The following is a 25,253-nucleotide window of genomic DNA, read 5'->3' as shown; positions in this document are numbered from 1 at the left end:
AAGAGACATAACGCAGAAAATTAACCGGGAGCGCAATCTGCCCGGAATTGACATAGAAGTTGTAGCCCTGCCAGGCGCAGTGCGAACAAGACATTTTCGGTTGTGCCGTTATTTTGCCGGGTGGCGGCTGCGCCTTACCCGGCCTACGGGGTCCTCTCACTGGCTCATACCTCGTAGGCCCGGTAAGCGCCGCGCCGCCGGGCGATGACAGCAGGCACAGAGCCGATTTTGTGCCGGGTGGCGGCTACGGGGTCCTCTCCCAGGCCTACACCTCGTAGCCCCGGCAAGCGCAGCGCCGCCGGGGAGATCTGATTTACTGCTCAGTGACAACCTGCAGCGCGGTTTTACGCACCCGCGCGTACCACACCACCGTCAGCAGCCCGAGCCAGACCAGGCCGGCGATCAGCGCCATCCGCGTCTCGGCAAACATCCCCAGCACAGCGATGACCAGCCCCATAAACAGCAGCGTTAACAGCGGTGCCACCGGCCAGAACGGAACGGGGAAGGCAATCTGGCTGCGCTCTTCGGCAGACAAACTACGGCGCATGGCGAAATGGGACAGCAGGATCATCAGCCATACCCACACCGTGGCGAATGCCGCCAGCGAAGCAATCAGCACAAATACCTGCTCGGGGATCAGATAGTTCAGCACCACCGCCGCCAGCAGCGCGCCGCCCATGACCACCACCGTCATCCAGGGTACGCCGTTGCTGGCGATGCGCTGGAAGCTTTTCGGCGCCAGCCCCTCCTTCGACATGCCGTACATCATGCGTCCGGCGCCGAAGATATCGCTGTTAATCGCCGAGATGCTGGCGCTGATCACGATGATGTTAAGGATTGTCGCCGCCGCCGGGATCCCCAGACCGTCGAAAATCAGCACAAACGGACTCCCCTGCTCGCCAAAGCTGTTCCACGGGAAAATCGCCATCAGCACCGCCAGGGTGCAGACGTAAAACAGGATAATGCGCAGCGGAATGGTATTGATGGCCTGCGGGATGACCTTCTTCGGATCCTTCGCTTCCGCGGCGGTGACGCCGATAATCTCCACCCCGCCGAAGGCGAACATCACGATGCCAAGCGAAGCGATAACGCCCTGCCAGCCGTTAGGGGCAAAGCCGCCGTGGCTCCAGAGATTTTCCAGCCCGGTGGCCGGGAAGCTATGGCCGAAGCCAAAGAAGATGATCCCCGCCCCCGCCAGCATCATGGCGATAATCGCCACCACCTTCACCAGCGACAGCCAGAACTCCATCTCGCCGAACACCCGCACGTTGCACAGGTTCATGGCGCCGATAAAGAAGATGATGCTGAGGATCCAGATCCAGCGCGGGACATCGGGATACCACAATCCCATATAGATGCCGAAGGCGGTCACGTCGGCCAGGGCGACGATTACCATTTCAAAAGTGTAGGTCCAGCCGGTAATAAACCCGGCCAGCGGGCCGAGATACTGGCGGGCATAGCTGCCGAAGGAGCCGGAAACCGGGTTGCGCACCGCCATCTCGCCCAGCGCGCGCATGACGATAAACACCGCCGCGCCGCCAATCAAATAGGCCAGCAGCACCGCCGGGCCCGCCGCCTTGATGGCGGAAGCCGAGCCATAGAACAGCCCGGTGCCGATCGCGGAGCCGAGCGCAATAAATCGAATGTGTCGGGCATTGAGCCCGCGCAGCAGATGTGGCTTGTGTTGTTGTTGCATATACAGGTGTCCTGGTTTTTTTATTTGACGACAAATATGCGATGTAGGGCGGTCGGGGGAATGATTTCCCCCGACGCGGGTACAGAGAACAACGGTGATTAGTGCAGGCCTGGCAGTACGGCAGGCAGCAGACGCGTCAGGTGACGGGCCGCCAGAAGCGCAATGGCATTATCGATATCCGGGGCAAAGTAGCGATCCTGCGTATAGTGAGGGACGCGTTCGCGCAGCAGATGGCGCGCCTCTTCCAGCAGCGGGCTGGTGGTCAGCCCTTCGCGCATATCCAGCCCCTGCGCCGCCGCCAGCCACTCGACGGCCAGTACGCCGCGGGTGTTCTCGGCCATCGCCCACAGGCGGCGACCGGCCGCCGGCGCCATCGAGACGTGGTCTTCCTGGTTGGCGGAGGTCGGCAGGCTGTCGACGCTGTGCGGGTGCGACAGCGCTTTGTTTTCACTGGCCAGCGCCGCCGCCGTGACCTGGGCAATCATAAACCCGGAGTTCACCCCGCCGTTTTTGACGAGGAACGGCGGCAGCTGCGACATATGGCTGTCCATCATCAGTGCGATGCGACGCTCGGAGAGCGAGCCGATTTCGGCAATCGCCAGCGCGATATTATCCGCCGCCATCGCCACCGGCTCGGCGTGGAAGTTACCGCCGGAGATCACGTCATTCTCGGCGGCGAAGACCAGCGGGTTATCGGACACCGCGTTGGCTTCGGCCAGCAGCACCTCAGCCGCCTGGCGGATCTGGGTCAGGCAGGCGCCCATCACCTGCGGCTGACAGCGCAGGGAGTACGGGTCCTGCACCTTGCTGCAGTTATGATGCGACAGCGAGATCGCGCTGTCGTCGGTCAGCAGATGGCGATACAGCGCCGCCGCGTCAATCTGCCCGCGCTGGCCGCGCACTTCATGGATGCGCGCATCAAACGGACGACGGGAGCCCAGCGCCGCTTCGGTGGTTAACGCCCCGCAGACGACCGCGGAGGCGAACAAATCTTCGGCTTCGAACAGACCGCGCAGGGCAAAAGCGGTCGACGCCTGGGTGCCGTTGAGCAGCGCCAGCCCCTCTTTCGCCGCCAGGGTAATCGGCTCCAGCCCCGCCTGACGCAGCGCTTCGGTGGCCGGCAGCCAGTCGCCGCCGCGTACCCGCGCTTTACCTTCGCCAAGCAGGGTCAGCGACATATGGGCCAGCGGCGCGAGGTCGCCGGAGGCGCCGACGGAGCCTTTCGCCGGGATCCACGGCGTCACGCCGGCATTCACCAGGCCAATCAGCGCCTGGATCACGCTCAGGCGGATCCCGGAGAATCCGCGGGACAGACTGTTAATCTTCAGCACCATAATCAGGCGCGCCAGGTCATCGTCCAGCGGCTCGCCTACGCCCGCCGCATGGGACAGCACCAGCGAACGCTGCAGGTTCTCCAGATCTTCCGTCGAGATACGGGTCTGCGCCAGCAGGCCAAAACCGGTGTTGATGCCGTAGGCGGTCCGCCCTTCGGCAAGGATAGCGTTGACGCAGGCCACGCTCTCGTCAATGGCGGCAAACGCGCCGCTGTCGAGGGCAATATTCACCGGGTGGCTGTAGATGTCGCGGAGCTGCGACAGGCTGAGTTGACCCGGGATCAGAGTTAAAGATTTCATTTCGCGTTCCCCTGCGTTGCCGCCACCATCGGAAGATTCAGACCCTGTTCTGCCGCGCATTCAATGGCAATCTCGTACCCCGCGTCGGCATGACGCATCACGCCGGTGGCCGGGTCATTGTGCAGGACACGGGCGATACGCGCTGCCGCTTCATCGGTGCCATCGCAGACGATAACCATCCCGGAGTGTTGCGAGAAGCCCATGCCTACCCCGCCGCCGTGGTGCAGCGACACCCAGGTCGCGCCGCTGGCGGTGTTGAGCAGCGCATTCAGCAGCGGCCAGTCAGAGACCGCGTCAGAGCCGTCGCGCATCGCTTCGGTTTCGCGGTTCGGGCTGGCGACGGAGCCGGAGTCAAGATGATCGCGGCCAATCACGATCGGCGCGGAGACTTCGCCGCTGCGCACCATTTCGTTAAACGCCAGGCCCAGCTTCTGCCGCCATTCCAGACCGACCCAGCAAATACGCGCCGGCAGTCCCTGGAAGCTGATGCGCTCGCGCGCCATATCCAGCCAATGGTGCAGATGCTTATCATCCTTGATGATCTCTTTCACTTTCGCGTCAGTCTTGTAGATATCCTGCGGATCGCCGGAGAGCGCAACCCAGCGGAACGGACCGATACCGCGGCAGAACAGCGGGCGGATATAGGCCGGCACGAAGCCCGGGAAATCGAAGGCGTTGCTGACGCCCACTTCCTGAGCCATCTGGCGAATGTTGTTACCGTAGTCGAAAGTCGGCACCCCCATCTCATGGAAGGCCAGCATCGCCTGCACGTGGTCGGCCATCGAGCGTTTCGCCGCCAGAATGGTGCCCTGCGGATCGGATTCAGCTTTCTGCTGATACGCTTCCCAGCTCCAGCCTTTCGGCAGATAGCCGTGCAGCGGGTCGTGGGCGCTGGTCTGGTCGGTGACCATATCCGGGCGCACGCCGCGTTTCACCAGCTCCGGCACAATCTCCGCGGCGTTGCCGCACAGCGCGATGGAGATAGCCCGGCCTTCGGCGGTGTATTTCTTGATACGCGCCAGGGCGTCATCCAGAGAAGTGGCCTGTTCGTCCACGTAGCGGGTGCGCAGACGGAAATCGATGCGGCTCTGCTGGCATTCAATATTCAGCGAGCAGGCGCCGGCCAGCGTCGCGGCCAGCGGCTGCGCGCCGCCCATGCCGCCCAGCCCGGCGGTTAGCACCCAGCGGCCTTTCAGGCTGCCCTGATAGTGCTGGCGACCGGCTTCGACGAAGGTTTCGTAGGTGCCCTGGACGATGCCCTGGCTGCCAATGTAGATCCAGCTGCCGGCGGTCATCTGGCCGTACATCGCCAGCCCTTTGGCATCCAGCTCGTTAAAGTGTTCCCAGGTCGCCCAGTGCGGAACCAGGTTGGAGTTAGCGATCAGCACGCGCGGCGAGTGTTCATGGGTTTTGAAAACGCCCACTGGCTTGCCGGACTGGACCAGCAGGGTCTCGTCGTTTTCCAGGTTCTTCAGCGCCTTCACGATAGCGTCATAGCATTCCCAGTTGCGCGCTGCGCGACCAATACCGCCATAGACCACCAGCTCGTGCGGGTTTTCGGCGACATCGGGATCGAGGTTATTCATTAACATACGCAGCGGGGCTTCGGTCAACCAGCTCTTGGCGGTCAGCGTCGTGCCTCTTGGCGCACGGACGTCCAGCTGGCGATATTTGCTTTGCGACATCGGGGTTCTCCTGACAATGAACGTTGTTTACGTAGATACATATACTTGTCTATACAAGCATGCGCAAGCCAGGATTTAACAGAAATGATACAATTTTGTTATATTGCGTCAGCAATCACGTTTTGCTGACGCCAGCGTGGATCAGGAGCCAAAGCGGCCCTGCAGACGATAGCGGCTACCGGGAAACAGCAAGCGCGCGTGGGAGACGATGTGGGTTGTCGACCAGGTGCGGCGGCGGATCAGCAGGCAGGGATCGTGGGCGTGAATATGCAGCAGCGCGCACTCTTCCGCCGTGGCCTGCACCGCTTCAACAATATGTTCACCTTCGGTTAACGGGGCGATCAGCGACAGATAATCATGGGGCGTGGTGGCGGTATAATCCTGCTGAAGATAGTCCGGCACCACCGCGGCATTGACGCAGCGATCTTCGATTTGCACCGGCACCTCGTTTTCGTAATGCACCATCAGCGAGTGAAAGATGCGGGTGCCTTCCGCTACGCTGAGCGCCGCCGCCTGAATATGATCCGCCCGGGTCTCCTCCAGCAGCAGCACCTCGCAGCGGTGCTGATGGTGGCGGGCAATAATTTCTTCGGCAATGCTGCGCACCTCAAACAGCGCCGACTGCCCTTTCGGCTCGGCGACAAAGGTCCCCACCCCTTGCAACCTGACCAGCAGGCCTTCATCCGTTAGCTCGCGCAGCGCGCGGTTGATGGTCATCCGGCTGAAGCCGAACTGGGCCACCAGCTCCGCTTCGGAAGGGATACGGTCATGCGGTCGCCAGACGCCGCTGTGAATTTTTTCACCGATAGCCTGCTTCACCTTCTCATAAAAAGGCGCGGGCGCGGAACGGGGTTGCTGTGAAAACATAGCCTGGCTTTCCTTTTGCAAAATGGGCGGCGAAACACCCAGAATATACCGGAATGGCTACTGCCACCAATGGACGATTTGCCATGCCAGACGGGCGGCCGCGCGGGCGCCCTGACCGTCAATGTCAAACTGCGGGTTGAACTCCACCAGATCCACCGCCTGCAGCTTACCGCTGCGGCACAGCGGCTCAACGATGCGCAGCAGGGTCGCCAGCGGCACGCCCAGCGCCGCCGGGGCCGACACCGCCGGCATTTCCCGCGCCGGGAGCACGTCGAGATCGATGGTCAGATACAGACGATCGTACTGCGCGATGTTGCGCTCAAGCTCCGCCAGCACCCGGGTTTCGAAGGCCTCCAGCACCTGGAGATCCTCCACGATAGCCACCTCGCGCCGCGCCGCTTCCTCCCAGAGCGCCTGGGTGTTGGCCGCCCGACTGACGCCGATGCAGGTATAGTGAAAAGCGCGTTGCTGCGCGTCACACTCCAGCGCCAGCTGGCGGAACGGCGTCCCGGAGCTGGCGCGCTCGGCAATGCGCAGATCAAGATGCGCATCGAGATTAATAATGCCCACTTTTTCGCCCGGGAAGGCATCCAGTACCCCCGCGCCATGACCGAAGGCGGTCTCGTGGCCGCCGCCCAGAACCAGCGTGCGTTTCCCGGCGCGCTGGCAGGCGGTCACCGCCTCGCGCAGCGCCTGATGCGCGGCTTCCAGCTGGTCGCCATCGACGCTAATCGTGCCCATATCCACGCAGCGGTCGTGGCCCTGATGGCTGGCCATATTGGCCAGCGCCCGGCGTAGGGTCGCCGAGCCGTCAGCCGCTCCGGTACGCCCTTTGTTGCGCCGGACGCCTTCGTCACAGGCGAAGCCAAGCAGCGCGATATCGCCGGGCAGCGCCTGCGGCGCGAAGCGTTCCGCGCGGGGGATGGTCTGAAACAGGCGCAGCGCATTCGGCGCTTCCGCACTATCATCGCGCCCCTGCCAAAGGTTGGCGGGCGTAGCTTGCCACAGCATCATTGCCATTCTCCTTGTACCACGCGTCCCCAGAGCGGACTGCGCCCCGGCTCATACACCATCTCGACCGGATGCTCGGCATCCCAGATGGCAAAGTTCGCCACAAAGCCCGCCGCCAGCTGACCGTGGCTGTTCTGCCGCCCCAGCGCCCGCGCGGCATGGCGCGTCACGCCGGCCCACGCCTCCTCCGGCGTTAAACCAAACTTGACGCAGGCCATATTCATCGCCAGATGCAGGCTGGCGAAGGGGCTGGTGCCGGGGTTGAAATCGGTCGCCACCGCCATCGGCACCTGGTACTTGCGCAGCAGTTCCACCGGCGGTTTGCGGGTTTCATTGAGGAAGTAAAACGCGCCGGGCAGCAGGGCCGCCACGGTGCCGCTTTCGCGCATCGCCGCCACTCCCTCTTCCGTCAGATATTCAATATGGTCGGCGGACAGTCCGTGATAACGGCTCACCAGCTGGGCGCCGCCCAGCGAGGAGAGCTGCTCAACGTGACCTTTAACCGGAATGCCCAACGCCTGCGCCGCCTGAAACACCCGCTCGGTTTGCTGCGGGCTGAAGCCGACGTTTTCGCAGAAGACGTCAACGCTTTCAAACAGTCCCTCCCGCCACAGCGTCGGCAGGATAGTGTCGCAGACCAGCGTAATATAGCCGTCGGCGTCGCCTTGATATTCCGGCGGCGTGGCGTGGGCGGAGAGCAGCGTCGCCGAGAGTTCCACCGCGTTATCGCGCGCCAGCTGGCGGGCGACCCGCAGCATTTTGCGTTCGTTTTGCAGATCGAGACCGTAGCCGGATTTGATCTCCAGGGTGGTCACCCCTTCACGCAGCAGGCGGGCCAGACGCGGCTGCGCCAGCGCCAGTAATTCAGCTTCGCTGCTGTCGCGGGTGGCGCGCACGGTGGCATTAATCCCCCCGCCGCTGGCGCTGATGGTCTGATAGGAGACGCCGTTCAGCCGCTGCTCCCACTCCTGCGCCCGGCTGCCGCCGAAGATCAGGTGGGTATGGCAGTCGATTAATCCCGGCGTGACCAGCCGGCCTTCGAGATCGATCCTGCGCCCGCTGGGGAGGTCATCTTCGGGGACGATCGCCGCAATGCGACCGTCGCGAACCAGTAGCGCGTGGCGCTCCAGCAGACCGTACGGTTGGGAAGCATCAGGGTTCAGGGTGGCGAGACGGGCGTTTCGCCAGATAACGCGTTCGGAGGTGGCTTCAGTCATAGCGTTCAACTTGTCATGGGTTGTATAGACATTTATTTTCATAACGCCGGGAATGTCAACAAAAGCGCGAGTAAATGTTATTTATTTGTGACTGGAGACCGTCCGGCGACGCGGCGTATTGCGTAAAGAAGGTAAGTTTTTCAGCCCACGTCTTCCCGTTTCGTTCAAGTTAGTATAAAACAGCAGGTTTTAAAGGACTTATACCCTGGCGTCTCAGCCGGGGTATTTCACTACGCTTAATTTTGCCCGGAGCAACATGAACACATATTCCGTTTCCCGTCTGGCGCTGGCGCTGGCCTTCGGCGTGACGCTGTCCGCCTGTAGCTCGACGCCTGCCGATCAACAGCCCTCAACGCAGACTGCACCGGGCACCACCGCGCGTCCCATTCTGAACGCCGATGAAGCGAAAAACTTTACCCAGGCGGCCTATTTCCAGTCGCTGACCCCCAATGCCGCGGTCTGGACGCCGTCCGCCATCAGCCTGCCGGCGCAGCCTGACTTTATCGTCGGCCCGGCGGGAACCCAGGGCGTGACGCATACCACCGTCCAGGCGGCGGTGGATGCGGCGATTGCCCGCCACTCTAACCGTCGTCTGTTTATCGCCATCATGCCGGGCGAATACCCGGGCACCGTCTACGTTCCGGCGGCGCCGGGCGCCCTGACCCTGTATGGTACCGGCGATAAACCGATCGACGTGAAAATCAGCGAAGCCATTGATTCCGAAATGGATCGCAACACCTGGCGTCGTCTGGTCAATCCGGGTGGCAAATACATGCCGGGCAAACCAGCGTGGTATATGTTCGACAGCTGCCAGAGCAAATCCACCGCCACCGTCGGCGTGATGTGCTCCGCGGTCTTCTGGTCGCAGAATAACGGCCTGCAGCTGCAGAACCTGACCATCGCCAACAACCTGGGCGACAGCGTCGATGCCGGCACCCACCAGGCCGTTGCTCTGCGCAGCGATGGTGACCAGGTGCAGATCGATAAAGTGAACATTCTTGGCCGCCAGAACACCTTCTTCGTGACCAACAGCGGCGTGCAGAACCGTCTGCAGGACAACCGTCAGACCCGCACCCTGGTGACGAACAGCTATATTGAAGGCGACGTGGATATCGTTTCTGGCCGCGGCGCCGTGGTGTTTGATAACACCGACTTCCGCGTGGTGAACTCGCGTACTCAGAAAGAAGCCTACGTCTTCGCGCCGGCCACCCTGAAGAGCGTGACCTACGGCTTCCTGGCGACCAACAGCCGCTTCACCGCCTCCGGGGATAACGTCGCGCAGCTCGGCCGCGCGCTGGACGTTGACGGCAACAGCAACGGCCAGGTCGTGATCCGCGACAGCGCCATCAATGAAGGCTTTAACATCGCCCAGCCGTGGGCGGCGGCGGTAGGCTCCGGCCGTCCGTTCAGCGGCAATACCGGCAGCGCGGATGACAAAGGCAATCTGCAGCGCAACCTCAACGACAACGGCTTCAACCGTATGTGGGAATATAACAACCGCGGCGTGGGAAGCAGCGTGGTCGCCGAGCCGAAACAATAAACCGCGATACCGGCACAGCACAATAAAAAGAGGGGGCGATGCCCCCTCTTTCCTTTTTCGTTCAACGCTTCACGCCGTCAGGCGGTTCGCCATTTGCGGGTCAGCGGTTTTTCCAGCTCCACAATCAGGAACATGGCGAAGCCGATGATAAAGGTGATCACCCAGTAGCGGAACGGCAGCCCGGTGGTGCCGAACAGCATCTGCATAAACGGCGCATAGATAATCAGCAACTGCAGCACCAGCAGCACGCCGCTGACGATCCAGATCCCTTTGTTAGCCAGCAGACCTTTGGTCAACGAGAAACCATCCGACACGCGGCAGTTCAGCATATAGAACCACTGGGCGGTGACCAGAGTCTGCAACAGCACGGTACGGATAAACTCCGGCGAATAGCCGCGCGGCTGCAGCCAGGCTTCGAGAATAAAAGCGCTGACCGCAATCATCGACCCCACAAACGCCACGCGCCAGATGGCAAAGCCGTCCATCACGTGCAGTTTCGGGTCGCGCGGCGGCCGCCGCATAATATTTTTCTCACCGGCTTCAAACGCCAGACCAAACGACAGCGTGGCGGAGGTGGCCATGTTCATCCACAGGATCAGCACCGGCGTCAGCGGCAGTACGTTGCCCGCCAGCAGCGCGATCACGATCAGTAACCCCTGCGCAAGGTTGGTCGGCATGACAAAAAGAATAGTTTTTTTCAGGTTGTCATACACCCGGCGCCCCTCGCGGACCGCGCTGGCGATGGTGGCGAAGTTGTCATCGGTCAGCACCATATCGGCGGCTTCCTTGGTCACCTCGGTCCCCTTGATCCCCATCGCCACGCCGACGTCAGCCTGCTTCAGCGCCGGGGCATCGTTCACCCCGTCTCCGGTCATGCCGACAATCTCTTTCTTGCTCTGCAGAGCCTGCACCAGACGGAACTTATCTTCCGGGCTGGTGCGGGCGAAGATATCGAACTGCTGCGCGGCCACGCTCAGCTGCGCGTCGTCCATCACCTCCAGCTCGCGCCCGGTAATGGCGTTCCCCGCATTGCCAATCCCCAGCATTTTGCCGATGCTCATCGCCGTTTGCGGGTGGTCGCCGGTGATCATCTTGACGCGGATCCCGGCCTGCAGGCAGTCGGCAATCGCCGTGATCGCTTCCGGACGCGGCGGATCCATCATCCCGGCAACCCCTAATAAAATGACCCCCTGCTGCAGATCCTGATGGGTCAGCTCGGTCTGCCCTGCGGCAGCCGGCTTCCAGGCCGCGGCCACCATTCGCAGCCCCTCCCGGGCGTACTCTTCAATTTTGCTTTCCCAGTACGGGAGATCCAGCGGCTGCAACCCGCTGTCGCTCTGCTGATACTGGCACAGGCGGAACAGAACATCCGGCGCGCCGGTGACCAGCACCACCTCCTCTTCGCCCAGCCGGTAAAGCGTCGACATGTATTTATATTGCGAATCAAAAGGAATTTTACTGCGCAACTCGCTGGGCTGCGGCGGCAGGGTTATCTTCGCCGCCAGCACCTTCAATGCCCCCTCGGTGGGGCCGCCGGTGATTTTCCACAGCCCGCTTTCCTCTTTGATAAGCTGGCTGTCGTTACACAGATCGATGGTGCGCAGATAGCGCTCAAGAAGCGATCCAGGCGCCACCGCAACCGGCGTCGGGTCGTCGATAGCATGGATTTTACCGACCGGCTCATAGCTGTCCCCTTCTACCCGATAGACGCTGTCCGCGGTGATCACCGCCTTCACCGTCATTTCGTTCATGGTCAGGGTCCCGGTTTTATCCGAACAGATAACGGTCATCGCGCCGAGGGTTTCTACCGTCGGCAGCTTGCGAATAATCGCTTTCTGGCGGGCCATCGCCTGCACGCCGAGCGACAGAATAATCGAGATAATCGCCGGCAACCCTTCCGGGACCGAGGCCACCGCGAGGCTAATCAACGACAGCATCAGTTCGGAGACCGGCATATCACGGAACAGCAGGCTAAAGACGAACAGCGCCGCCATCATCACCAGAATCAGGATGAAGATGGCTTTGCCCAGCTTGTCCATCTGCACCAGCAGCGGCGTGCGGTGCTTCTCAATGCCCGCCATCATTTGGTTGATGTGGCCCAGCTCGGTATCGCCGCCGGTGGCCACCACGATCCCTTTCCCCGCCCCTGAGCTGACGGTGGTCCCGGAAAACAACAGGTTGCTTCGATCGCCGAGCGGTAAATCGCCGCTTAGCGGCTCGGTGGTTTTTTCCACCACCGTCGACTCGCCGGTGAGGATCGCCTCTTCCACCCGCAGGTTGTGCGCCTCAATCACCCGTAAATCGGCGGGGATACGGTCGCCGGCGCGGATCACCACGATATCGCCGGGTACCAGCGAGGTGGTGGGGATGGTTTCATGGTTGCCCTGTCGGATCACCACCGCCTCGCTGGACAGCATATTGCGGATACTCTGCAGGGATTTTTCCGCATTACTCTCCTGAATGAAGCCGATCAGCGCATTGACCACCGCCACCGCGAGGATCACTGACATGTCGATCCAGTGGCCCATTACCGCCTTCAGCAGCGCCGCCGCCAGCAGGACGTAGATCAGCACATCGTTAAAATGCACAATAAAACGCAGCCAGGCGGGTTTACCCGGCTTCTGCGGCAGGGCGTTTTCGCCATACTGCTGCAGGCGCGTGGCCGCCTCTGTTCCGCTAATCCCGTCCGGCGAACTCTGTACGCTGGCGAGCGTCTCCTCGACGGAGCGCTGATAATAGGGCGCCCCCGGTTTATCTGTATTCATACTCTCTCCCTCGATTTCTGAAGCGGAAGTCAGGACGACATCCCGCCGTCATCAGCGCACAACGAAAACCGGTACATGGGCATAGCGCACGATATTGGCCGCTTCCGAGCCCAGCAGGTGAGTCTGAATCCCCGGATTGCGCGAACCGACAATCACCACGTCCGCTTGTAGCTCATCGGCCAGAGCAATCACTTGATCGCGAACATTGCCACTGCGCACATAAAGATGGCTGGCGTCTTCCGCAAGGCCATTTTTTTTGACCAGCTCAGTCAGTTTTTCCTTAGCGGTATTAATCAAATGGTCTTCCATCTTTCGGGCATCAGAGATAAATCCGCGCGTTAACACCGGAGAGAATGCCGGAATGACATGGACAAGATGAATTTGCCCGGAAGAATGCTGGGCGAGGAATTTCGCATGAGAAAGGGCTTTGTCGGCCAGGCCTGCATCAAACACGTCAACGGGAACAACGATATTTTTATACATGAGATAATCCTTTTATTACCAATACAATGCGTAGTGATGAATAACCCCATACTTGGGGAGGAACGAAATCTCAACAACAGAAGCGGCGAGCGGAATAGATGTTATTAAACGTAGCACAGGAAAATTAACATTAGAAAATGACGGATTAATAGACTGAAAAATATTATAAAAACCATATATTCCCTGCAGATCTCCTGCGTTTTCCCCAACAGTGCCGCTGCCGCTCGCGGTATGCTCTTTTTTAACACTTCACCTTTTCTCCGACTATGCTGATTACAAGCAGGAGTGCCGCTCCGAATGTCCGATGGTCACCGTGGGGGCCGAATTAAATGACATTCGCGGTTCGGGTGGGAGTAAAGGGAGAAAATCATGTTTGGTTATAGCCTGTTACGTCTGGGATTATTTGTCGCGCTGGCCATTGTCGCCTGCACGCTGGTGGGACTATTCACCTATCTGGTTGTCGCCGCCCTCGCCGAATAAGCGTGCGCCGCGTAATAAAAATGTAAAATAAATCCTGAATCTGAGGGGAATACTGTGAACCGTTATTTTTCTCTCATCCCGGTTGTTATTTTATTTACAACCGCTTGCGATCAGAAATCGCCGTCCGTCGAGTCCGCCCCGCGCATGGTCAAGGTGGCGCAGGTGACCGCCGTGGGCAATACCCAGCAGCGAACGTTTCCGGCACGTATCGAGTCTGGCGACTCCACCGAGCTGTCGTTTAAGCGGGGGGGCCAGGTGGAATCGCTGGATATTCGCCAGGGGGCGACCATCGCCCAGGGGCAAACGCTGGCGCGCCTGAATGCCCGCGAGGCCCAACAGCGGGTCAATGAGCGACAAACGGCGGCCACCCTCGCCCAGCGTCAGTTTGATCGCTTCCAGACCCTGGCGGGACGTCAGGCGATTTCCCAGGCGGAGATGGACGTGCAGCGCGCCAATCGCGATGCCGCCAACGCGGCCTTAAAAATCGCCCGTGAAGAGCTGGCGCAAATGAGCCTCACCGCGCCCTTCGGCGGGATTGCCGCCGGCGTGCATATCCGCAACCATCAGGTGGTCGCCGCCGGCCAGCCGGTGATCACCCTGACGCGTACCGACCTGCTGGATGTGGTCTTCAGCATTCCCGAAAATCTGTTCACCTCCCTGGATATCCGCAATACCGCCTACCGCCCCGTCGTCAGGATCAATACCCTGCCGGGCCGCGAATTTACGGCGGAATACAAAGAGCATACCGGCAGCAGCGACAACAGCACCCTTACCTGGCAGATCATTTTAACCATGCCGCGGCCGGATGATTTTCCCACCGTCGGCGGGGTCAGCGGCACCGTGACGGTCAATCTCGGCAATTTACCGGCCAGCGCCGGAAGGGAAACGCTCATGGTGCCGGTAGAGGCGGTGTTTAACCCGGATAACCGGCCGAAGAATGAACCGGTCGTCTGGGTGGTGAAAGGCGACAACGCGCATCGGTTTCTTGAGGAGCGCAAGGTCACGGTCGGCGAGGTGACCTCGCAGGGAGTGGCCATCACCGACGGTCTCCGCGCGGGTGAAGAGGTGGTCGCGGCGGGCGTGAGCGAGCTGCACGCCGGGCAGCCGGTGCGGATCTGGACGCGTGAACGAGGATTATAAATGGACATTTCCCGTCAGTTTATTAATAACCCGACCCGCGTCTGGTTAGCCATTCTGCTGCTGGGGGTGGGTGGTCTGTTCGCCCTGCTCAATATCGGCCGTCTGGAAGATCCTGCCTTCACCATCAAAACGGCGGTGATCGTGACCCACTACCCGGGCGCGTCCGCTCAACAGGTGGAGGAGGAGGTGACCCTGCCGCTGGAAAACGCGATTCAGCAGCTTCCCTCACTGGATAACGTCAGCTCCATCTCCTCAAATGGCTTATCGCAAATTACGGTGAATATCGCTTCGCAGTACCATTCCAGCGAGCTGCCGCAAATCTGGGATGAGCTACGTCGCCGCGTCGGTGACGCCAGCCGACTTTTCCCCCCTGGCGTAGTGACCCCCTTCGTCAACGATGACTTTGGCGATGTGTTTGGCTTTTTCTTCGCTATCTCGGGCGACAGTTTTACCAACCCCGAGCTGGTGCGCTATGCCGAACAGCTGCGTCGGGAGCTGGTGCTGGTTCCTGGGGTCGGTAAAGTCGCTATCGGCGGCGTCATTCCGCAACAGATCAATGTTGATATCTCGCTGGCGAAAATGGCGGCGCGCGGGATCACGCTCAACCAGCTCGCCGCTATCCTGACCCGGCTCAACGTGGTGTCCAGCGCCGGAGAGATCCGCGTTGGCAGCGAATCGATCCGCCTACACCCCACCGGGGAGTTTCAGAGCATCGATGAACTGGGGGATCTGCTGGTCAGCCCTCACGGCGCCAGCGCCACCACTCGACTGCGGGATATTGCCACGCTGTCGCGCGGGCTGACTGACTCGCCGTCCAGTATTTATCATGCCAACGGCCGCCAGGCGGTGACCATGGGGGTCTCTTTTATTCCTGGCGTCAACGTTATTGACGTCGGGCACGCCCTTGAAGCCCGCCTCCAGCAGATGGCCGCCGACAAACCGGCAGGTATCGACATCGCCATTTTTTACGATCAGGCGGCTGAGGTCGCCCACTCGGTCAATGGCTTTATTACCAACTTCCTGATGGCCCTGGCGATCGTGGTCGGCGTGCTGCTGGTGTTCATGGGAGTACGCAGCGGGATCATTATCGCCCTGTCGCTGGCGCTCAACGTCCTCGGCACCCTGCTTATCATGTTTGTCTGGGGGATCGAGTTACAGCGGATCTCCCTCGGGGCGCTGATCATCGCCCTGAGTATGCTGGTGGATAATGCCATTGTCATTGTCGAAGGGGTGCTGATCGCCCGCCAGCAAGGATCGCCGCTGCTGGGCGCCATTAACTATGTGATCCGCCGCTCCGCCCTGCCGCTGCTCGGCGCCACGGTCATCGCCATCCTCGCCTTCGCGCCGATTGGCCTCTCGCAGGACTCCACCGGAGAGTATTGCAAATCCCTGTTCCAGGTGCTGCTGATCTCCCTGATGCTCAGCTGGTTCTCCGCCCTGACCATCACTCCGGTGCTCATTAAGTGGTGGTTGTTTAAACACGCCCCGCCGGCCGCCGCGCGGGAGGAGAAAGCCGATCCCTACCGCGGCCGCTTTTACCGTGGCTATCAGCAGACGCTGCGAATACTGCTGCAGCAAAAGACCCTGACCCTGGTACTGATGGGCGCCCTGCTGGCCGCGGCGATCTGGGGCTTCACCTTCGTGCGGCAGAATTTCTTTCCATCATCGAATACGCCCATTTTCTTTGTCGACCTGTGGCTGCCCTACGGTACCGATATTAACGCCACCGAGCAGATGACCCGCGATATTGAGCGGTCGATCGCCGGCCAGCCGGGGGTGGTCACCACCGTCGCCACCATTGGCCAGGGCAGTATGCGTTTTATTCTTACCTACAGCGGTCAGCGGCAGTACAGCAACTACGCGCAGATTATGGTGCGGATGGACGACCAGCGCGGCATCGCCCCCGTCACCCGCCACGTCGAAACCTGGATCGCCAGAAACTACCCGCAGGTGAACGCCAGCACCAAACGCATTATGTTCGGCCCCTCCGGGGATAGCGCGATTGAAGTGCGCATTAAGGGCCCTGACCCGGATACGCTGCGCGCGCTGGCCAGTCAGGTGAGCGATATTCTCGCTGAGGATCCGGCGACCGACAGCGTGCGTAACGACTGGCAGAACCGCAGCAAGGTGATCCGCCCGCAGTACTCCCTAGCGCTGGGGCGCGAGCTGGGAGTGGATAAACAGGACATTGATAACGCGCTGGAGATGAATTTCTCCGGCAGTCGCGCCGGATTATATCGCGAGGGCGCCGATCTGCTGCCGGTGATCGTCCGGCCGCCTGCAGCGGAGCGACAGGATGCCAACCATCTGCATAACGTGCTGGTCTGGAGCCAGAGCCGCCAGCAGTATATCCCGTTGAGTAACGTCATCCATGGCTTCTCCCTGGAGTGGGAAGATCCCTTGATTCTCCGCCGGGATCGCACCCGGGTGCTGACGGTCCAGACCGATCCCAGCCCGCAAAGCGGCCAAACCTCGGGTGATATTCTCGCCCGGGTGAAACCGCGCATTGACGCATTGACGCTGCCGCATGGCTATCGCATCGAATGGGGCGGCGATGCCGAGAACTCCAGTGAAGCACAGCAAGGGCTGTTCACGACCCTGCCGCTTGGCTATCTGGTGATGTTTATCATTACGGTGCTGATGTTCAGTTCGTTGAAAAACGCTGTCGCCATCTGGCTGACCGTCCCGCTGGCGCTGATCGGCGTCACGCCCGGCTTTTTGCTGACCGGCATCCCCTTCGGCTTTATGGCCTTAATCGGCCTTCTCAGCCTCAGCGGCATGCTGATCCGCAACGGCATTGTGCTGGTGGAAGAGATAGAGCAACAAAAACAGGAGAAAGATCAACGACAAGCGATCATTGATGCGGCAACATCTCGTCTGCGGCCGATCCTGCTGACCGCCTTCACCACCGTGCTTGGCCTTGCCCCGCTGCTGCGCGATGTTTTTTTCCAGAGTATGGCAGTGGTGATTATGTTCGGTCTGGCCTTCGCCACCGTGCTAACGTTGCTGGTTCTGCCGGTGATTTACGCCTGCTTTCACCATAAGGATATGACGCCTCAACGATGAACAGTACCGGTCTGAGCATTATTAAGACACTCGGCTGTATGACAGCGGTGACTTTTTTCACCATCTATAACACCTGGGATCGCTTTGATTATGACTATCACTGGATCCTCGGGCTGCTGACCTTTGTCTCGACCATCGCCACGCCGCTGTTTTTTGTGGTTGCCGGCTATCTTGATGCGCAAACGCGACACGACGCCAACTGGCAAATTGGTAAAATTAAAAGCGTGGTGATCGTCTTTCTGTTTTGGGTGACGGTCTATTATGTCTGGGAGCCTTACCAGCGCGGCTATCTGATCCAGCCCTGGTTTATTTTCGCCCTGATTGTCATCTATACCTTCCATCCCCTGATTGCCTGGCTCAGCCAGCGGCGCGGTCTGTTTTTCTCCGTGGTCCTGACGCTACTGTGCTGCTCTTATGGTTACGACCTGCTCTCGGTGCTCTACCCGGAAAGACATCTTTTCAGCCTGGCGCCGCAGTATCGTCTGTGGACGTGGCTACTTTTTTATTTAACCGGGCAGTTATTTAACGATCCGCGGGTCACGGAGTGGATACGCAACCCGCGGGTGATTAAAGCCGCCATTATCGCCCTGCCCTTTGTCTATTTATTTACCTGGTTTTATGAACGCCACTTTTTCTTCGCGCTGTTTAAAGCCGATCGCAATGCGTTCATTCTCACGGGGTCGCAGATTTATATTCTGATCGTCCTGCTGGTGATCGCCGCTAACGCCGTGCAGTTTAAAAAGAACCGCGAGCTGAAGGAGGCCGTGCTGGCGACGGTTAGCAAAGCGATGACCGGGGTCTATATTTTGCACTACTCCGTTTTTCACCTGCTGGTGATGCTGATCCCTATTCACTCGTTAGCCACCAAGCTGGGAGTGATTGTCCTAACGTTTGTCCTGTCGGTGCTCATTTCCCTCGCCGCGCTCTCCAGCACGCTGCTCAGGAAGGTGATAACCCTGTAACAAACGACGCGGCAACTTAGCGGAAGCTCCACTGGATGCTGATCACAAACACGCTGGGAATAATAATGCCGCTCTCAAGGGCGAAATAGTCGGTAAAGTTGTACTGGATAGCATGGTAGATATAGGGTGAAAAGCCGATCCCGGTGGCGTCCTTAAAATCTTTATAGGAGCCATGATCGCCGCAATGCTCGAAGGCGTCGAAGAAGAATTCGCCGGTATAACCGTAAACGCCTTTGAAGGTCCACCCGCTGCCGTTGTGGTACCAGTCTCTTCTCACCCCCAGCGCCAGACAGCGATCGTCGAAACTGTTATTCATGGTGCCAATCAGCAGGCTGTATTTCGAGTCGTCAGAGAATTTCCGCTCCACCGAGAAAAAGTGATTCTCGAAATTCTCAGTATATTGACCGTGATTATTGGTCAGATGGTAAACATAGGAACCGGTATTCACCGAATAGAGGTTAATCTCTTTCGCCTGCGCGAGAGTCGCTAACCCGGCCAGGAGCATCACGCTTTTACCGCGCATTTCCCCTCCTCACACCTCTACGCCTGTCCATAGACAGACTACCTTTGCCGTATTTACCGGTCGTGACAGGGGTAAAAGACCCGACAGGGAAATGGGGGAAAGATAACGATGCCGAACCATCGCATCGCTAGTAAAAAGCGTAGCACACGCCTTATCCGCCAACAAACCGACCGAAGCGTTAACGAAATGGCCGATGTGTTGCTCTTTACCTGATTGTGCAAAAAACAGACAAAACCTCACCTAATATCCGCTATGATCAGCGTCCGACGCGGAAGAAAGCCACCTGTCGACGACAGAGTTGCTGTGTACCCCTTCCTGCGTCGGCGCGATTTCATCCAACACCCCTGTCAGAACAATATTTTCATATTGAGCTCACGCCTGTCGTCAGCCTCTTCCCGCTAGTTTTACAGGTGGATCCTGCACAAACCGGCTTTTATGTACAAGTTATGCAAGCAATTAAACTATTTAAAATCAATAACTAAAAACACAAACTAAAAATCAGCCGTTCTGTTGTACATATAGTTCTGAAAAAAGTTGTACATAATGGGATCACCGTCTATAGTTTGGAGTGTTAACTGCTTGTTGCGCAACGAAGCGGGGATGTTTAACGGTGGCGCGGCAAGTCAGGCGGTGGTTCCTGGTTTTGCATTTCCTGTTCGTGACTTGGCGCGTACCAATGGTACGTAGCGACTTTTATTGTCAGTTTGCGTTATACGTGGGAGAGTTCGAGCTATGCATATTAAAAATACCATTCCAGCAGAGTTTGTCTTCAATTCGGCCCTGATGAAGAATATTGAAAATACGCTCATTAAGCAGCACAGAACGATAAATAATGAGCGGATGATTACGGAAATTCAGCATCGCCTGCAAACGGAAAGTAATGAAATACTCTCCGACCTCTATTTGCAGGCGCTGGATATGCTGTACAGCAAACCTCATCATTAATTAAACTCGCGGAGCTGGCAGCAGACTTAAGCCTGCGGTGCCGGCACGCCTGGGTCTCTATCGGCTAACTGAGGCAAATAAAATGTCACACCATAATACCTGCTATCGTACTGAACATTACGATCTGTGGTTTGATAATCGTTTTCTTCTCTATGGGATGTCGCTGATCCTGAATAGTCTGCCGGCATCTTACTTTCGCAAAAAACATGTTTTCTTTACCAGCGACAATTATTTCGCGGTACTACAGCACAACTATAATCGTCGGGATACGTTATTTATTCTGTTAACCGAAGGCAACGATCTTAATTTTCTTAGTGAACTGCCTATGCTGCGCTTACCGGCCAATTCAACGCCGGAAGAGTTAAAGATATTTCTGCACCAGCCAACCCGCTACTATAAAACCCACCCGGCGCCGGGCGCCTCGGTGCAGTTTACCGAGCGGGAAAAGAAAGTGATTCAACTTATCAGCAATGGCGAAGCGGTCGCCAGCATTGGCCGGTCGCTGAATCTGCATATTAAAACCATTTATCAGATCCGGCTGAATCTGATTAAAAAGCTCGGCTGTAGCGGTAGGACCGATTTTTTTAATATCAGCCGCAGCGAGACCTTTAAATCCTGGAGCCAGATCCACCTGTAACCCGGCACATTAGCCCCGGTCTGCTTTGCGGATCGGGGCGATTAATTATTACCGTGAAAATGGATGCTGAAGCCCTGCTCCTGCCAGTGGCTGAGCAGCTCTTCCTGGAGAGGGGTGGCGGCGCGTCCGGTCCAGACGAAGATATGCTGCCCGGGGAACAGCTCGGGCCGCGGCGACTCCAGCGGTTCGGCGAGGACGTTGACGTGCCAGCCGCGCTGGGAAAGACGCCATGCCTCCAGCCACAGACGCGTCCTGTCCTCATTGCTCCAGCCCACCAGCAGCGTCTCCCTGCCGTTCTTTTTACGCGCTTCGGCGAGAAACAGCGCCACGCAGTCAATCAGCAGACCATCCAGCAAACTACTAATCACCAGAGAGGTATTCTGATCGAGCTTCAGACGCTGACGTACCGGCACTAACAGGCTGTCGATGAGCGTGTCGACGGGGTGTTGATGGCTTAGCGCCAGTAATTTGGCACGGATTCTGGCGGGCTGCATATAACGCAGAATGGACATCATCTCTTCCTGAAGATGCGCGGATTCGTCGCGCGCCGCCGGCAGGTTACCCTCCAGCAGCGCTTTGACTTTCCCGACGGATACGCCGCGCTCTATCCAGCGCTTGATCTCTTCAATGCGCAGGATATCTTCTTCATCAAATTGCCGATGCCCGCCTTCGCTACGCTGCGGTTTCAGTAGACCGTAACGACGCTGCCAGGCGCGCAGTGTGACCGGATTGATTCCGCAACGTTCGGCGACTTCACCGATACTGTAAAACGCCATAGCAGCCTCACATCAACCTGATACTTTAATACCTAAACTAACGAATTCAGGCATCCTGTACAACTCTATTTTCTTGTACAGATAAAGATAACAGGTTGTGGCTCACAGCGCTTGGGAAAAAGATGAAAAAATAGTTGGCTGATTTCGCGGTGGATTATTTTTTTTCCGGCCAGGCGACGGCGGGTAAGCCCCCCAGGCGCGCGCTGGCGAACAAATTCCCCTGAAACTGCGAAATACCGGCTGATTCCAGCCACATCCACTCTTCAGCACGCTCAACGCCGACGGCAGAGACCGCAATCTCCAGCGAAAAACAGCATTTGATAATCGCCTGTACAATTGACTGGCGCGGTCCATCCTGGTGGATATTGCGGATCAGCTCATGGTCGATTTTAATTCTGTCGGGCTGGTATTGCGCCAGCAGCGACAGCCCGGCAAACCCGGCGCCGAAGTGATCGATGGCAAGATTGATACCCGCCCCTTTTAGCTTTCGCACCGCATCGGTAAAATCATCCATCCGCGAAATCACTTCCCGTTCGGTAAACTCGACAATAATCTGTTCAGGAATAAGATCATTACGCTGAATTTGATCGAGCAGGAAACCCACCGCGTTCGGCGCTTTAACCAGCGTCATCGGCAGTAAATTAATACTTAACGCCTTATTACGTAAGCCTAATTGCCCGGCCAGCGACAGCGCGACGCGTTTACTGTGCAGATCGGCGAGATAAATATCGTCCCCGGAAAGCCCGGCAAAATAGGCGCCAGGCGACTGGCCATCCGGTGTGCGTAACAGCGCTTCCCACGAAATAATTTCGCAGGCGAAAGGGTCGACAATCGGCTGAAAGGCAAAGGACCAGCTTTCCTTATTATCAATTATCGGCGTATCAGGATAGAAAGTATTCTGATCGGGGATAAATACCCAGCTGTCAGCGGAAGGAATCTCAAAATAGTTCGCTTTTTCCGTTGATTCGACAAAGGTGCGGAAAAATTGCAGTGCCCGGTCGTCATAGGTGAGCTGATATTTTGTGGTCCCGCGGTCCATCACCGCCTGCAGCACCTCCTCGCGATCATGTTCCCGTAAATCAAACAGTTCCATGCCGACCTTACCGAAACGGCGGGACGGCGCATAATCGCACAGAAGCTCCACCAGGTTATAATGGCGGGGATCGCGGCAAATATGCTGATAAATATCCTGAACCTTTTCTTCAGGCCCCTCAATGAGTTGAAAAAAATGCGTCCCGTTAAAAAGTAAAATACCGGTGACGTCCGCCTGCCCATTTCTTTCGTTTGCCCTGGCAACCATGGCCTCGATCGATTTGAATGAGACATTGTCGCAAATATGGCTGCGATAAATGATGGTGGTTAGCATAGTGATTCCAGATGGGAGGGTAAGCATTCACAGTAGCAGTTATCAGGCTAATCGTCTTGTAAAACTACGTTTTGTCTTAACAAAAAAGATACACTAAAAATCCCTTTTTTGTGCAAGGCTTTTTCATTTTTCTTTTCTTGTACAACGTGCACCGTTTAACCCTACCTTTACAAGCCAGAACCGCACCAAACACATAAAAATAAACAATTAAAAATCAATAACTTAACCACAAATGAATCATTATTGTGCAACTTTGTGTGTACAGGTTAATAATTATTGTATAAGTTTAATGGCAGTTAACAGATGAATGAAATGTAAGGAGCAGATATGCAGCAGAATGGTTACATTCCAGATACAGCGAACGCAATTGCCCAGTATTTCAACAAAGCATCGTTACCTTCCCAGCAGGAAACGCTGGGTCAGATTGTGATGGATATTCTCAACGAAGGGCGTCATCTCAACCGCAAGGCGCTGTGCACTAAACTGTTGAGCCGACTCGACCGGGCCCGTGCCCCCGAGGAAGAGAGTCACTATCAGACCTTAATTGGTCTGCTGTTTGCCGATCAGGAATAACGTCATCGATCGTCGCCTGTTGCGCCGCAGTAGCAGATGAGGGGCGATCGCTTCCATAAACCTGCTGCTGACCTGAATGTCCGTTCGCAGATTCAGGGAGAGAGTGGCATGCAGTGAGACGGTTATGAATAGCAGTGAAACTGAGGAAATCACCGATGAGATCATCGGCGAGGCGGTACTCGCGCTTCTGAAAACGAATCGCCCTATTACCACCCCGACCCTGCTGGTTCGACTTCGGTTGATGCAGGCGACAGAGTCAGACCGACAGCGAAGAAAGGTCATCGCTGCCGTGATTGAAGAAATTTGCGCGAAGCTTGCCCGTCAGCGGAAGCAAGCGCCTTTGCAGGTAAAGAAAATCAATGGCCGTTGGGAAACCCGAGGATCGCCGGCGCAAAGCGCCATGGCGCCGGAAGGTAAAAAGATCCACTGAGTATCCTAACCGTGGTGAATAACACAGAGTGAGAATGTGATGAGACAGACTATGCATCAGCAACCCGATATTTACGCAGGACTGCAGGACACCGCGCTCTCCGACTATTTCCGTAACGCCGGTGATAAGCTGGTTGATGAGTCCGCCGTGATGTCGCTGGCCATCAACAGTATTCTCCAGTCCGAAGGTCACCTGAACAATAAGGCCATTATTTTATGGCTGATTCAGGCGCTGGAAAGCACCGATGACGTGGTGACCGCAGACGTGATCCGTAAAACGCTGGAGATTGTCGTCGGCTACACCATGGACGATATCTAAGGCCGTCACGCTTCAGGCCCGCCAGGGCAACCCCTTTCCGACAGAGCCTGTCCGCTCTGTTAAAAAAAACCTCGCTGACGCGAGGTTTTTTCTTTTACACCTGACGGATCAGTGGGCGTTGACTACCACCCACATCGGCCCCTGCCCGACCGCATAGCGACCTTTCTCCTGCAGCAGCCCCTGCTCGCCGGTAATTTCGTACACCGCGATATGGTGCGACTTCTGCCCGGCGGCAATCAGATACTTACCGCTGTGATCGAGATTAAAGCCGCGCGGCTGGGTCTCGGTCGGCTGATAGCCCTCCACCGCCAGCACGCTGCCATCTTCCGACACGCTGAACACCGTGATGATGCTGGCGGTACGATCGCAGGCGTACAGGTGACGACCGTCCGGAGTGATATGAATATCCGCCGCCCAGCGCACGCCGGTGAAATCAGACGGCATCATATCCAGCGTTTGTACACATTCGATGTTGCCATTCGGGTCTTTCAGCTCCCAGACGTCAATTGAGCTGTTCAGCTCATTGACGCAGTAACCATACTGCTGGTTCGGATGGAACACCATGTGGCGCGGACCCGCCCCTTCGACGGTGCTGACTTCCGCGGGCTCCTGGGCGGAGAGGAAACCATCCTCGCTGAGGGTAAACAGGCAGATGCGATCCTGCTTCAGCGCCGGCACCCACAGGGTACGATTGTCCGGGGAGATATTGGCCGAGTGGCAGCCTTCCAGCCCGTCCACCACGGTGATGGTTTCGCCCGGCAGACCATCCTGCAGCGGGGTCACGCTGACGCAGCCCTGATTGTAGGAGGCGCTGAAGACAAAGCGACCATGATGATCGGTAGAGATGTGGGTCGGGCTGCCCGGCAGCGCCGCTTCCCCTGCGAAGGTCAACGCCCCGTTATCCGGCGTGATGCGATAAGCTAACACGCGAAACTCCGGACGAACGCCAACGTACAGATACTCCTTATTGGGGCTGACCACCATCGGCTGGACCTGCCCCGGGGCATCAACCACCTGCACCAGCGTCAGTTTGCCGTCCGCTTCAAGACTCCAGACGTGGATTTGTTGGCTTTCCGGGCTGGCGGTATAAACGGTTTGTTTCATGACTACTCCTTCCCTCACTGCACGTGGATTTTTCA

General features: G+C 57.9%; 21 protein-coding genes. 9 read left to right on the top strand and 12 right to left on the bottom strand.

Features of this window, described 5'->3' with window-relative positions:
- Positions 1–313 precede the first annotated feature (313 nt).
- From ABLV52_RS23635 to hutI, 6 genes are all read right to left on the bottom strand, one after another.
- Positions 314–1,696 carry an amino acid permease gene (locus ABLV52_RS23635; protein ID WP_023288910.1) on the bottom strand — a complete coding sequence of 461 codons (1,383 nt, stop codon included), beginning with the start codon at positions 1,694–1,696 and terminating at the stop codon, positions 314–316.
- Positions 1,697–1,794: 98 nt separating this feature from the next.
- A complete protein-coding gene (gene hutH, locus ABLV52_RS23630; protein ID WP_032455192.1) occupies positions 1,795–3,330 on the bottom strand; it encodes a histidine ammonia-lyase in 1,536 nt (511 codons plus the stop codon).
- The gene (hutU, locus tag ABLV52_RS23625; RefSeq protein WP_348890994.1) at positions 3,327–5,015 is read right to left on the bottom strand and encodes a urocanate hydratase; all 1,689 of its coding nucleotides are present in this window, start codon (positions 5,013–5,015) and stop codon (positions 3,327–3,329) included. The genes hutH and hutU overlap by 4 nt, the downstream gene beginning before the upstream one ends.
- A 141-nt stretch (positions 5,016–5,156) precedes the next feature.
- Positions 5,157–5,882, bottom strand: a complete 726-nt coding sequence (locus tag ABLV52_RS23620; protein ID WP_023288907.1) for a histidine utilization repressor — start codon at positions 5,880–5,882, stop codon at positions 5,157–5,159.
- A 57-nt stretch (positions 5,883–5,939) separates the two neighbouring features.
- Entirely contained in the window at positions 5,940–6,896 is a 957-nt protein-coding gene (gene hutG, locus ABLV52_RS23615) for a formimidoylglutamase (protein WP_348890993.1), read from the bottom strand.
- On the bottom strand, positions 6,893–8,152 hold the full coding sequence (gene hutI, locus ABLV52_RS23610) for an imidazolonepropionase (RefSeq protein WP_074423100.1): 1,260 nt from the start codon (positions 8,150–8,152) through the stop codon (positions 6,893–6,895). The genes hutG and hutI overlap by 4 nt, the downstream gene beginning before the upstream one ends.
- 214 nt (positions 8,153–8,366) lie before the next feature.
- On the opposite strand from hutI, the gene ABLV52_RS23605 reads away from it, so the two are divergent.
- Positions 8,367–9,650, top strand: a complete 1,284-nt coding sequence (locus tag ABLV52_RS23605; protein ID WP_348890992.1) for a putative acyl-CoA thioester hydrolase — start codon at positions 8,367–8,369, stop codon at positions 9,648–9,650.
- Between the two features lie 77 nt (positions 9,651–9,727).
- On the opposite strand, the gene ABLV52_RS23600 is transcribed toward ABLV52_RS23605, so the two are convergent.
- Together ABLV52_RS23600 and ABLV52_RS23595 are read right to left on the bottom strand one after the other, a co-directional pair.
- Positions 9,728–12,415, bottom strand: coding sequence for a cation-transporting P-type ATPase (locus tag ABLV52_RS23600; RefSeq protein ID WP_072413653.1), 2,688 nt, complete (start codon positions 12,413–12,415; stop codon positions 9,728–9,730).
- 51 nt (positions 12,416–12,466) lie between these two features.
- The gene (locus ABLV52_RS23595) at positions 12,467–12,898 is read right to left on the bottom strand and encodes a universal stress protein (protein WP_023288902.1); all 432 of its coding nucleotides are present in this window, start codon (positions 12,896–12,898) and stop codon (positions 12,467–12,469) included.
- A gap of 534 nt (positions 12,899–13,432) precedes the next feature.
- Here ABLV52_RS23595 and ABLV52_RS23590 point away from each other — a divergent pair.
- Genes ABLV52_RS23590 through ABLV52_RS23580 form a run of 3 tightly spaced genes read left to right on the top strand, consistent with a single transcriptional unit; the run spans position 13,433 to position 18,546 of the window.
- Positions 13,433–14,518 carry an efflux RND transporter periplasmic adaptor subunit gene (locus tag ABLV52_RS23590; RefSeq protein ID WP_023288901.1) on the top strand — a complete coding sequence of 362 codons (1,086 nt, stop codon included), beginning with the start codon at positions 13,433–13,435 and terminating at the stop codon, positions 14,516–14,518.
- Positions 14,519–17,584: an efflux RND transporter permease subunit gene (locus ABLV52_RS23585; protein WP_180266175.1), complete on the top strand. Its 3,066-nt coding sequence runs from the start codon at positions 14,519–14,521 to the stop codon at positions 17,582–17,584. It begins immediately after the preceding gene.
- 38 nt (positions 17,585–17,622) lie between these two features.
- Positions 17,623–18,546 (top strand): acyltransferase family protein, encoded by a 924-nt coding sequence (locus ABLV52_RS23580; RefSeq protein ID WP_348890995.1) that lies wholly within the window; start codon positions 17,623–17,625, stop codon positions 18,544–18,546.
- Between the two features lie 16 nt (positions 18,547–18,562).
- On the opposite strand, the gene ABLV52_RS23575 is transcribed toward ABLV52_RS23580, so the two are convergent.
- The gene (locus ABLV52_RS23575; RefSeq protein WP_032455181.1) at positions 18,563–19,069 is read right to left on the bottom strand and encodes a hypothetical protein; all 507 of its coding nucleotides are present in this window, start codon (positions 19,067–19,069) and stop codon (positions 18,563–18,565) included.
- Positions 19,070–19,801: 732 nt separating this feature from the next.
- Between ABLV52_RS23575 and ABLV52_RS23570 the strand changes: the two genes are divergently transcribed.
- Positions 19,802–20,014, top strand: coding sequence for a biofilm development regulator YmgB/AriR family protein (locus tag ABLV52_RS23570; protein ID WP_023288897.1), 213 nt, complete (start codon positions 19,802–19,804; stop codon positions 20,012–20,014).
- Between the two features lie 82 nt (positions 20,015–20,096).
- On the top strand, positions 20,097–20,651 hold the full coding sequence (locus ABLV52_RS23565) for a helix-turn-helix transcriptional regulator (protein ID WP_017899620.1): 555 nt from the start codon (positions 20,097–20,099) through the stop codon (positions 20,649–20,651).
- A gap of 41 nt (positions 20,652–20,692) precedes the next feature.
- Here ABLV52_RS23565 and ABLV52_RS23560 read toward each other — a convergent pair whose 3' ends face one another.
- Together ABLV52_RS23560 and ABLV52_RS23555 are read right to left on the bottom strand one after the other, a co-directional pair.
- A complete protein-coding gene (locus tag ABLV52_RS23560; RefSeq protein WP_023288896.1) occupies positions 20,693–21,427 on the bottom strand; it encodes a MerR family transcriptional regulator in 735 nt (244 codons plus the stop codon).
- Positions 21,428–21,581: 154 nt separating this feature from the next.
- The gene (locus ABLV52_RS23555; RefSeq protein ID WP_032455180.1) at positions 21,582–22,793 is read right to left on the bottom strand and encodes a diguanylate phosphodiesterase; all 1,212 of its coding nucleotides are present in this window, start codon (positions 22,791–22,793) and stop codon (positions 21,582–21,584) included.
- Between the two features lie 327 nt (positions 22,794–23,120).
- Here ABLV52_RS23555 and ycgZ point away from each other — a divergent pair, with 327 nt between their 5' ends.
- The 3 genes from ycgZ (at position 23,121) to ABLV52_RS23540 (ending at position 24,114) form a co-directional block, all read left to right on the top strand.
- The gene (ycgZ, locus tag ABLV52_RS23550; protein ID WP_023288894.1) at positions 23,121–23,366 is read left to right on the top strand and encodes a regulatory protein YcgZ; all 246 of its coding nucleotides are present in this window, start codon (positions 23,121–23,123) and stop codon (positions 23,364–23,366) included.
- 124 nt (positions 23,367–23,490) lie between these two features.
- Entirely contained in the window at positions 23,491–23,796 is a 306-nt protein-coding gene (locus ABLV52_RS23545) for a hypothetical protein (RefSeq protein ID WP_023288893.1), read from the top strand.
- 51 nt (positions 23,797–23,847) lie between these two features.
- Complete coding sequence (locus ABLV52_RS23540; protein WP_004886050.1) at positions 23,848–24,114, top strand: biofilm development regulator YmgB/AriR family protein; 267 nt, start codon at positions 23,848–23,850, stop codon at positions 24,112–24,114.
- Between the two features lie 108 nt (positions 24,115–24,222).
- Here the strand turns inward: ABLV52_RS23540 and pgl are convergent, their stop codons facing one another.
- Positions 24,223–25,218, bottom strand: coding sequence for a 6-phosphogluconolactonase (gene pgl, locus ABLV52_RS23535; RefSeq protein ID WP_348890991.1), 996 nt, complete (start codon positions 25,216–25,218; stop codon positions 24,223–24,225).
- Between the last annotated feature and the right edge of the window lie 35 nt (positions 25,219–25,253).

This window comes from Klebsiella sp. GB_Kp056 (assembly GCF_040064755.1).
Classification (GTDB): domain Bacteria; phylum Pseudomonadota; class Gammaproteobacteria; order Enterobacterales; family Enterobacteriaceae; genus Klebsiella; species Klebsiella quasipneumoniae.
This window is presented reverse-complemented; position numbering and strand designations above follow the sequence as displayed.

What these genes read in the sequence shown, in the direction of transcription:
- ABLV52_RS23570 (WP_023288897.1), top strand. Translation starts at nt 19,802, where the DNA reads ATGCATATTAAAAATACCATTCCAGCAGAGTTTGTCTTCAATTCGGCC.
- ycgZ (WP_023288894.1), top strand. Translation starts at nt 23,121, where the DNA reads ATGCAGCAGAATGGTTACATTCCAGATACAGCGAACGCAATTGCCCAG.
- ABLV52_RS23540 (WP_004886050.1), top strand. Translation starts at nt 23,848, where the DNA reads ATGCATCAGCAACCCGATATTTACGCAGGACTGCAGGACACCGCGCTC.
- ABLV52_RS23565 (WP_017899620.1), top strand. Translation starts at nt 20,097, where the DNA reads ATGTCACACCATAATACCTGCTATCGTACTGAACATTACGATCTGTGG.
- ABLV52_RS23600 (WP_072413653.1), bottom strand. Translation starts at nt 12,415, where the DNA reads ATGAATACAGATAAACCGGGGGCGCCCTATTATCAGCGCTCCGTCGAG.
- hutG (WP_348890993.1), bottom strand. Translation starts at nt 6,896, where the DNA reads ATGATGCTGTGGCAAGCTACGCCCGCCAACCTTTGGCAGGGGCGCGAT.
- hutI (WP_074423100.1), bottom strand. Translation starts at nt 8,152, where the DNA reads ATGAAAATAAATGTCTATACAACCCATGACAAGTTGAACGCTATGACT.
- ABLV52_RS23635 (WP_023288910.1), bottom strand. Translation starts at nt 1,696, where the DNA reads ATGCAACAACAACACAAGCCACATCTGCTGCGCGGGCTCAATGCCCGA.
- ABLV52_RS23585 (WP_180266175.1), top strand. Translation starts at nt 14,519, where the DNA reads ATGGACATTTCCCGTCAGTTTATTAATAACCCGACCCGCGTCTGGTTA.
- ABLV52_RS23575 (WP_032455181.1), bottom strand. Translation starts at nt 19,069, where the DNA reads ATGCGCGGTAAAAGCGTGATGCTCCTGGCCGGGTTAGCGACTCTCGCG.
- hutH (WP_032455192.1), bottom strand. Translation starts at nt 3,330, where the DNA reads ATGAAATCTTTAACTCTGATCCCGGGTCAACTCAGCCTGTCGCAGCTC.
- ABLV52_RS23560 (WP_023288896.1), bottom strand. Translation starts at nt 21,427, where the DNA reads ATGGCGTTTTACAGTATCGGTGAAGTCGCCGAACGTTGCGGAATCAAT.
- ABLV52_RS23595 (WP_023288902.1), bottom strand. Translation starts at nt 12,898, where the DNA reads ATGTATAAAAATATCGTTGTTCCCGTTGACGTGTTTGATGCAGGCCTG.
- ABLV52_RS23605 (WP_348890992.1), top strand. Translation starts at nt 8,367, where the DNA reads ATGAACACATATTCCGTTTCCCGTCTGGCGCTGGCGCTGGCCTTCGGC.
- ABLV52_RS23580 (WP_348890995.1), top strand. Translation starts at nt 17,623, where the DNA reads ATGACAGCGGTGACTTTTTTCACCATCTATAACACCTGGGATCGCTTT.
- ABLV52_RS23545 (WP_023288893.1), top strand. Translation starts at nt 23,491, where the DNA reads ATGAATAGCAGTGAAACTGAGGAAATCACCGATGAGATCATCGGCGAG.
- hutU (WP_348890994.1), bottom strand. Translation starts at nt 5,015, where the DNA reads ATGTCGCAAAGCAAATATCGCCAGCTGGACGTCCGTGCGCCAAGAGGC.
- pgl (WP_348890991.1), bottom strand. Translation starts at nt 25,218, where the DNA reads ATGAAACAAACCGTTTATACCGCCAGCCCGGAAAGCCAACAAATCCAC.
- ABLV52_RS23620 (WP_023288907.1), bottom strand. Translation starts at nt 5,882, where the DNA reads ATGTTTTCACAGCAACCCCGTTCCGCGCCCGCGCCTTTTTATGAGAAG.
- ABLV52_RS23555 (WP_032455180.1), bottom strand. Translation starts at nt 22,793, where the DNA reads ATGCTAACCACCATCATTTATCGCAGCCATATTTGCGACAATGTCTCA.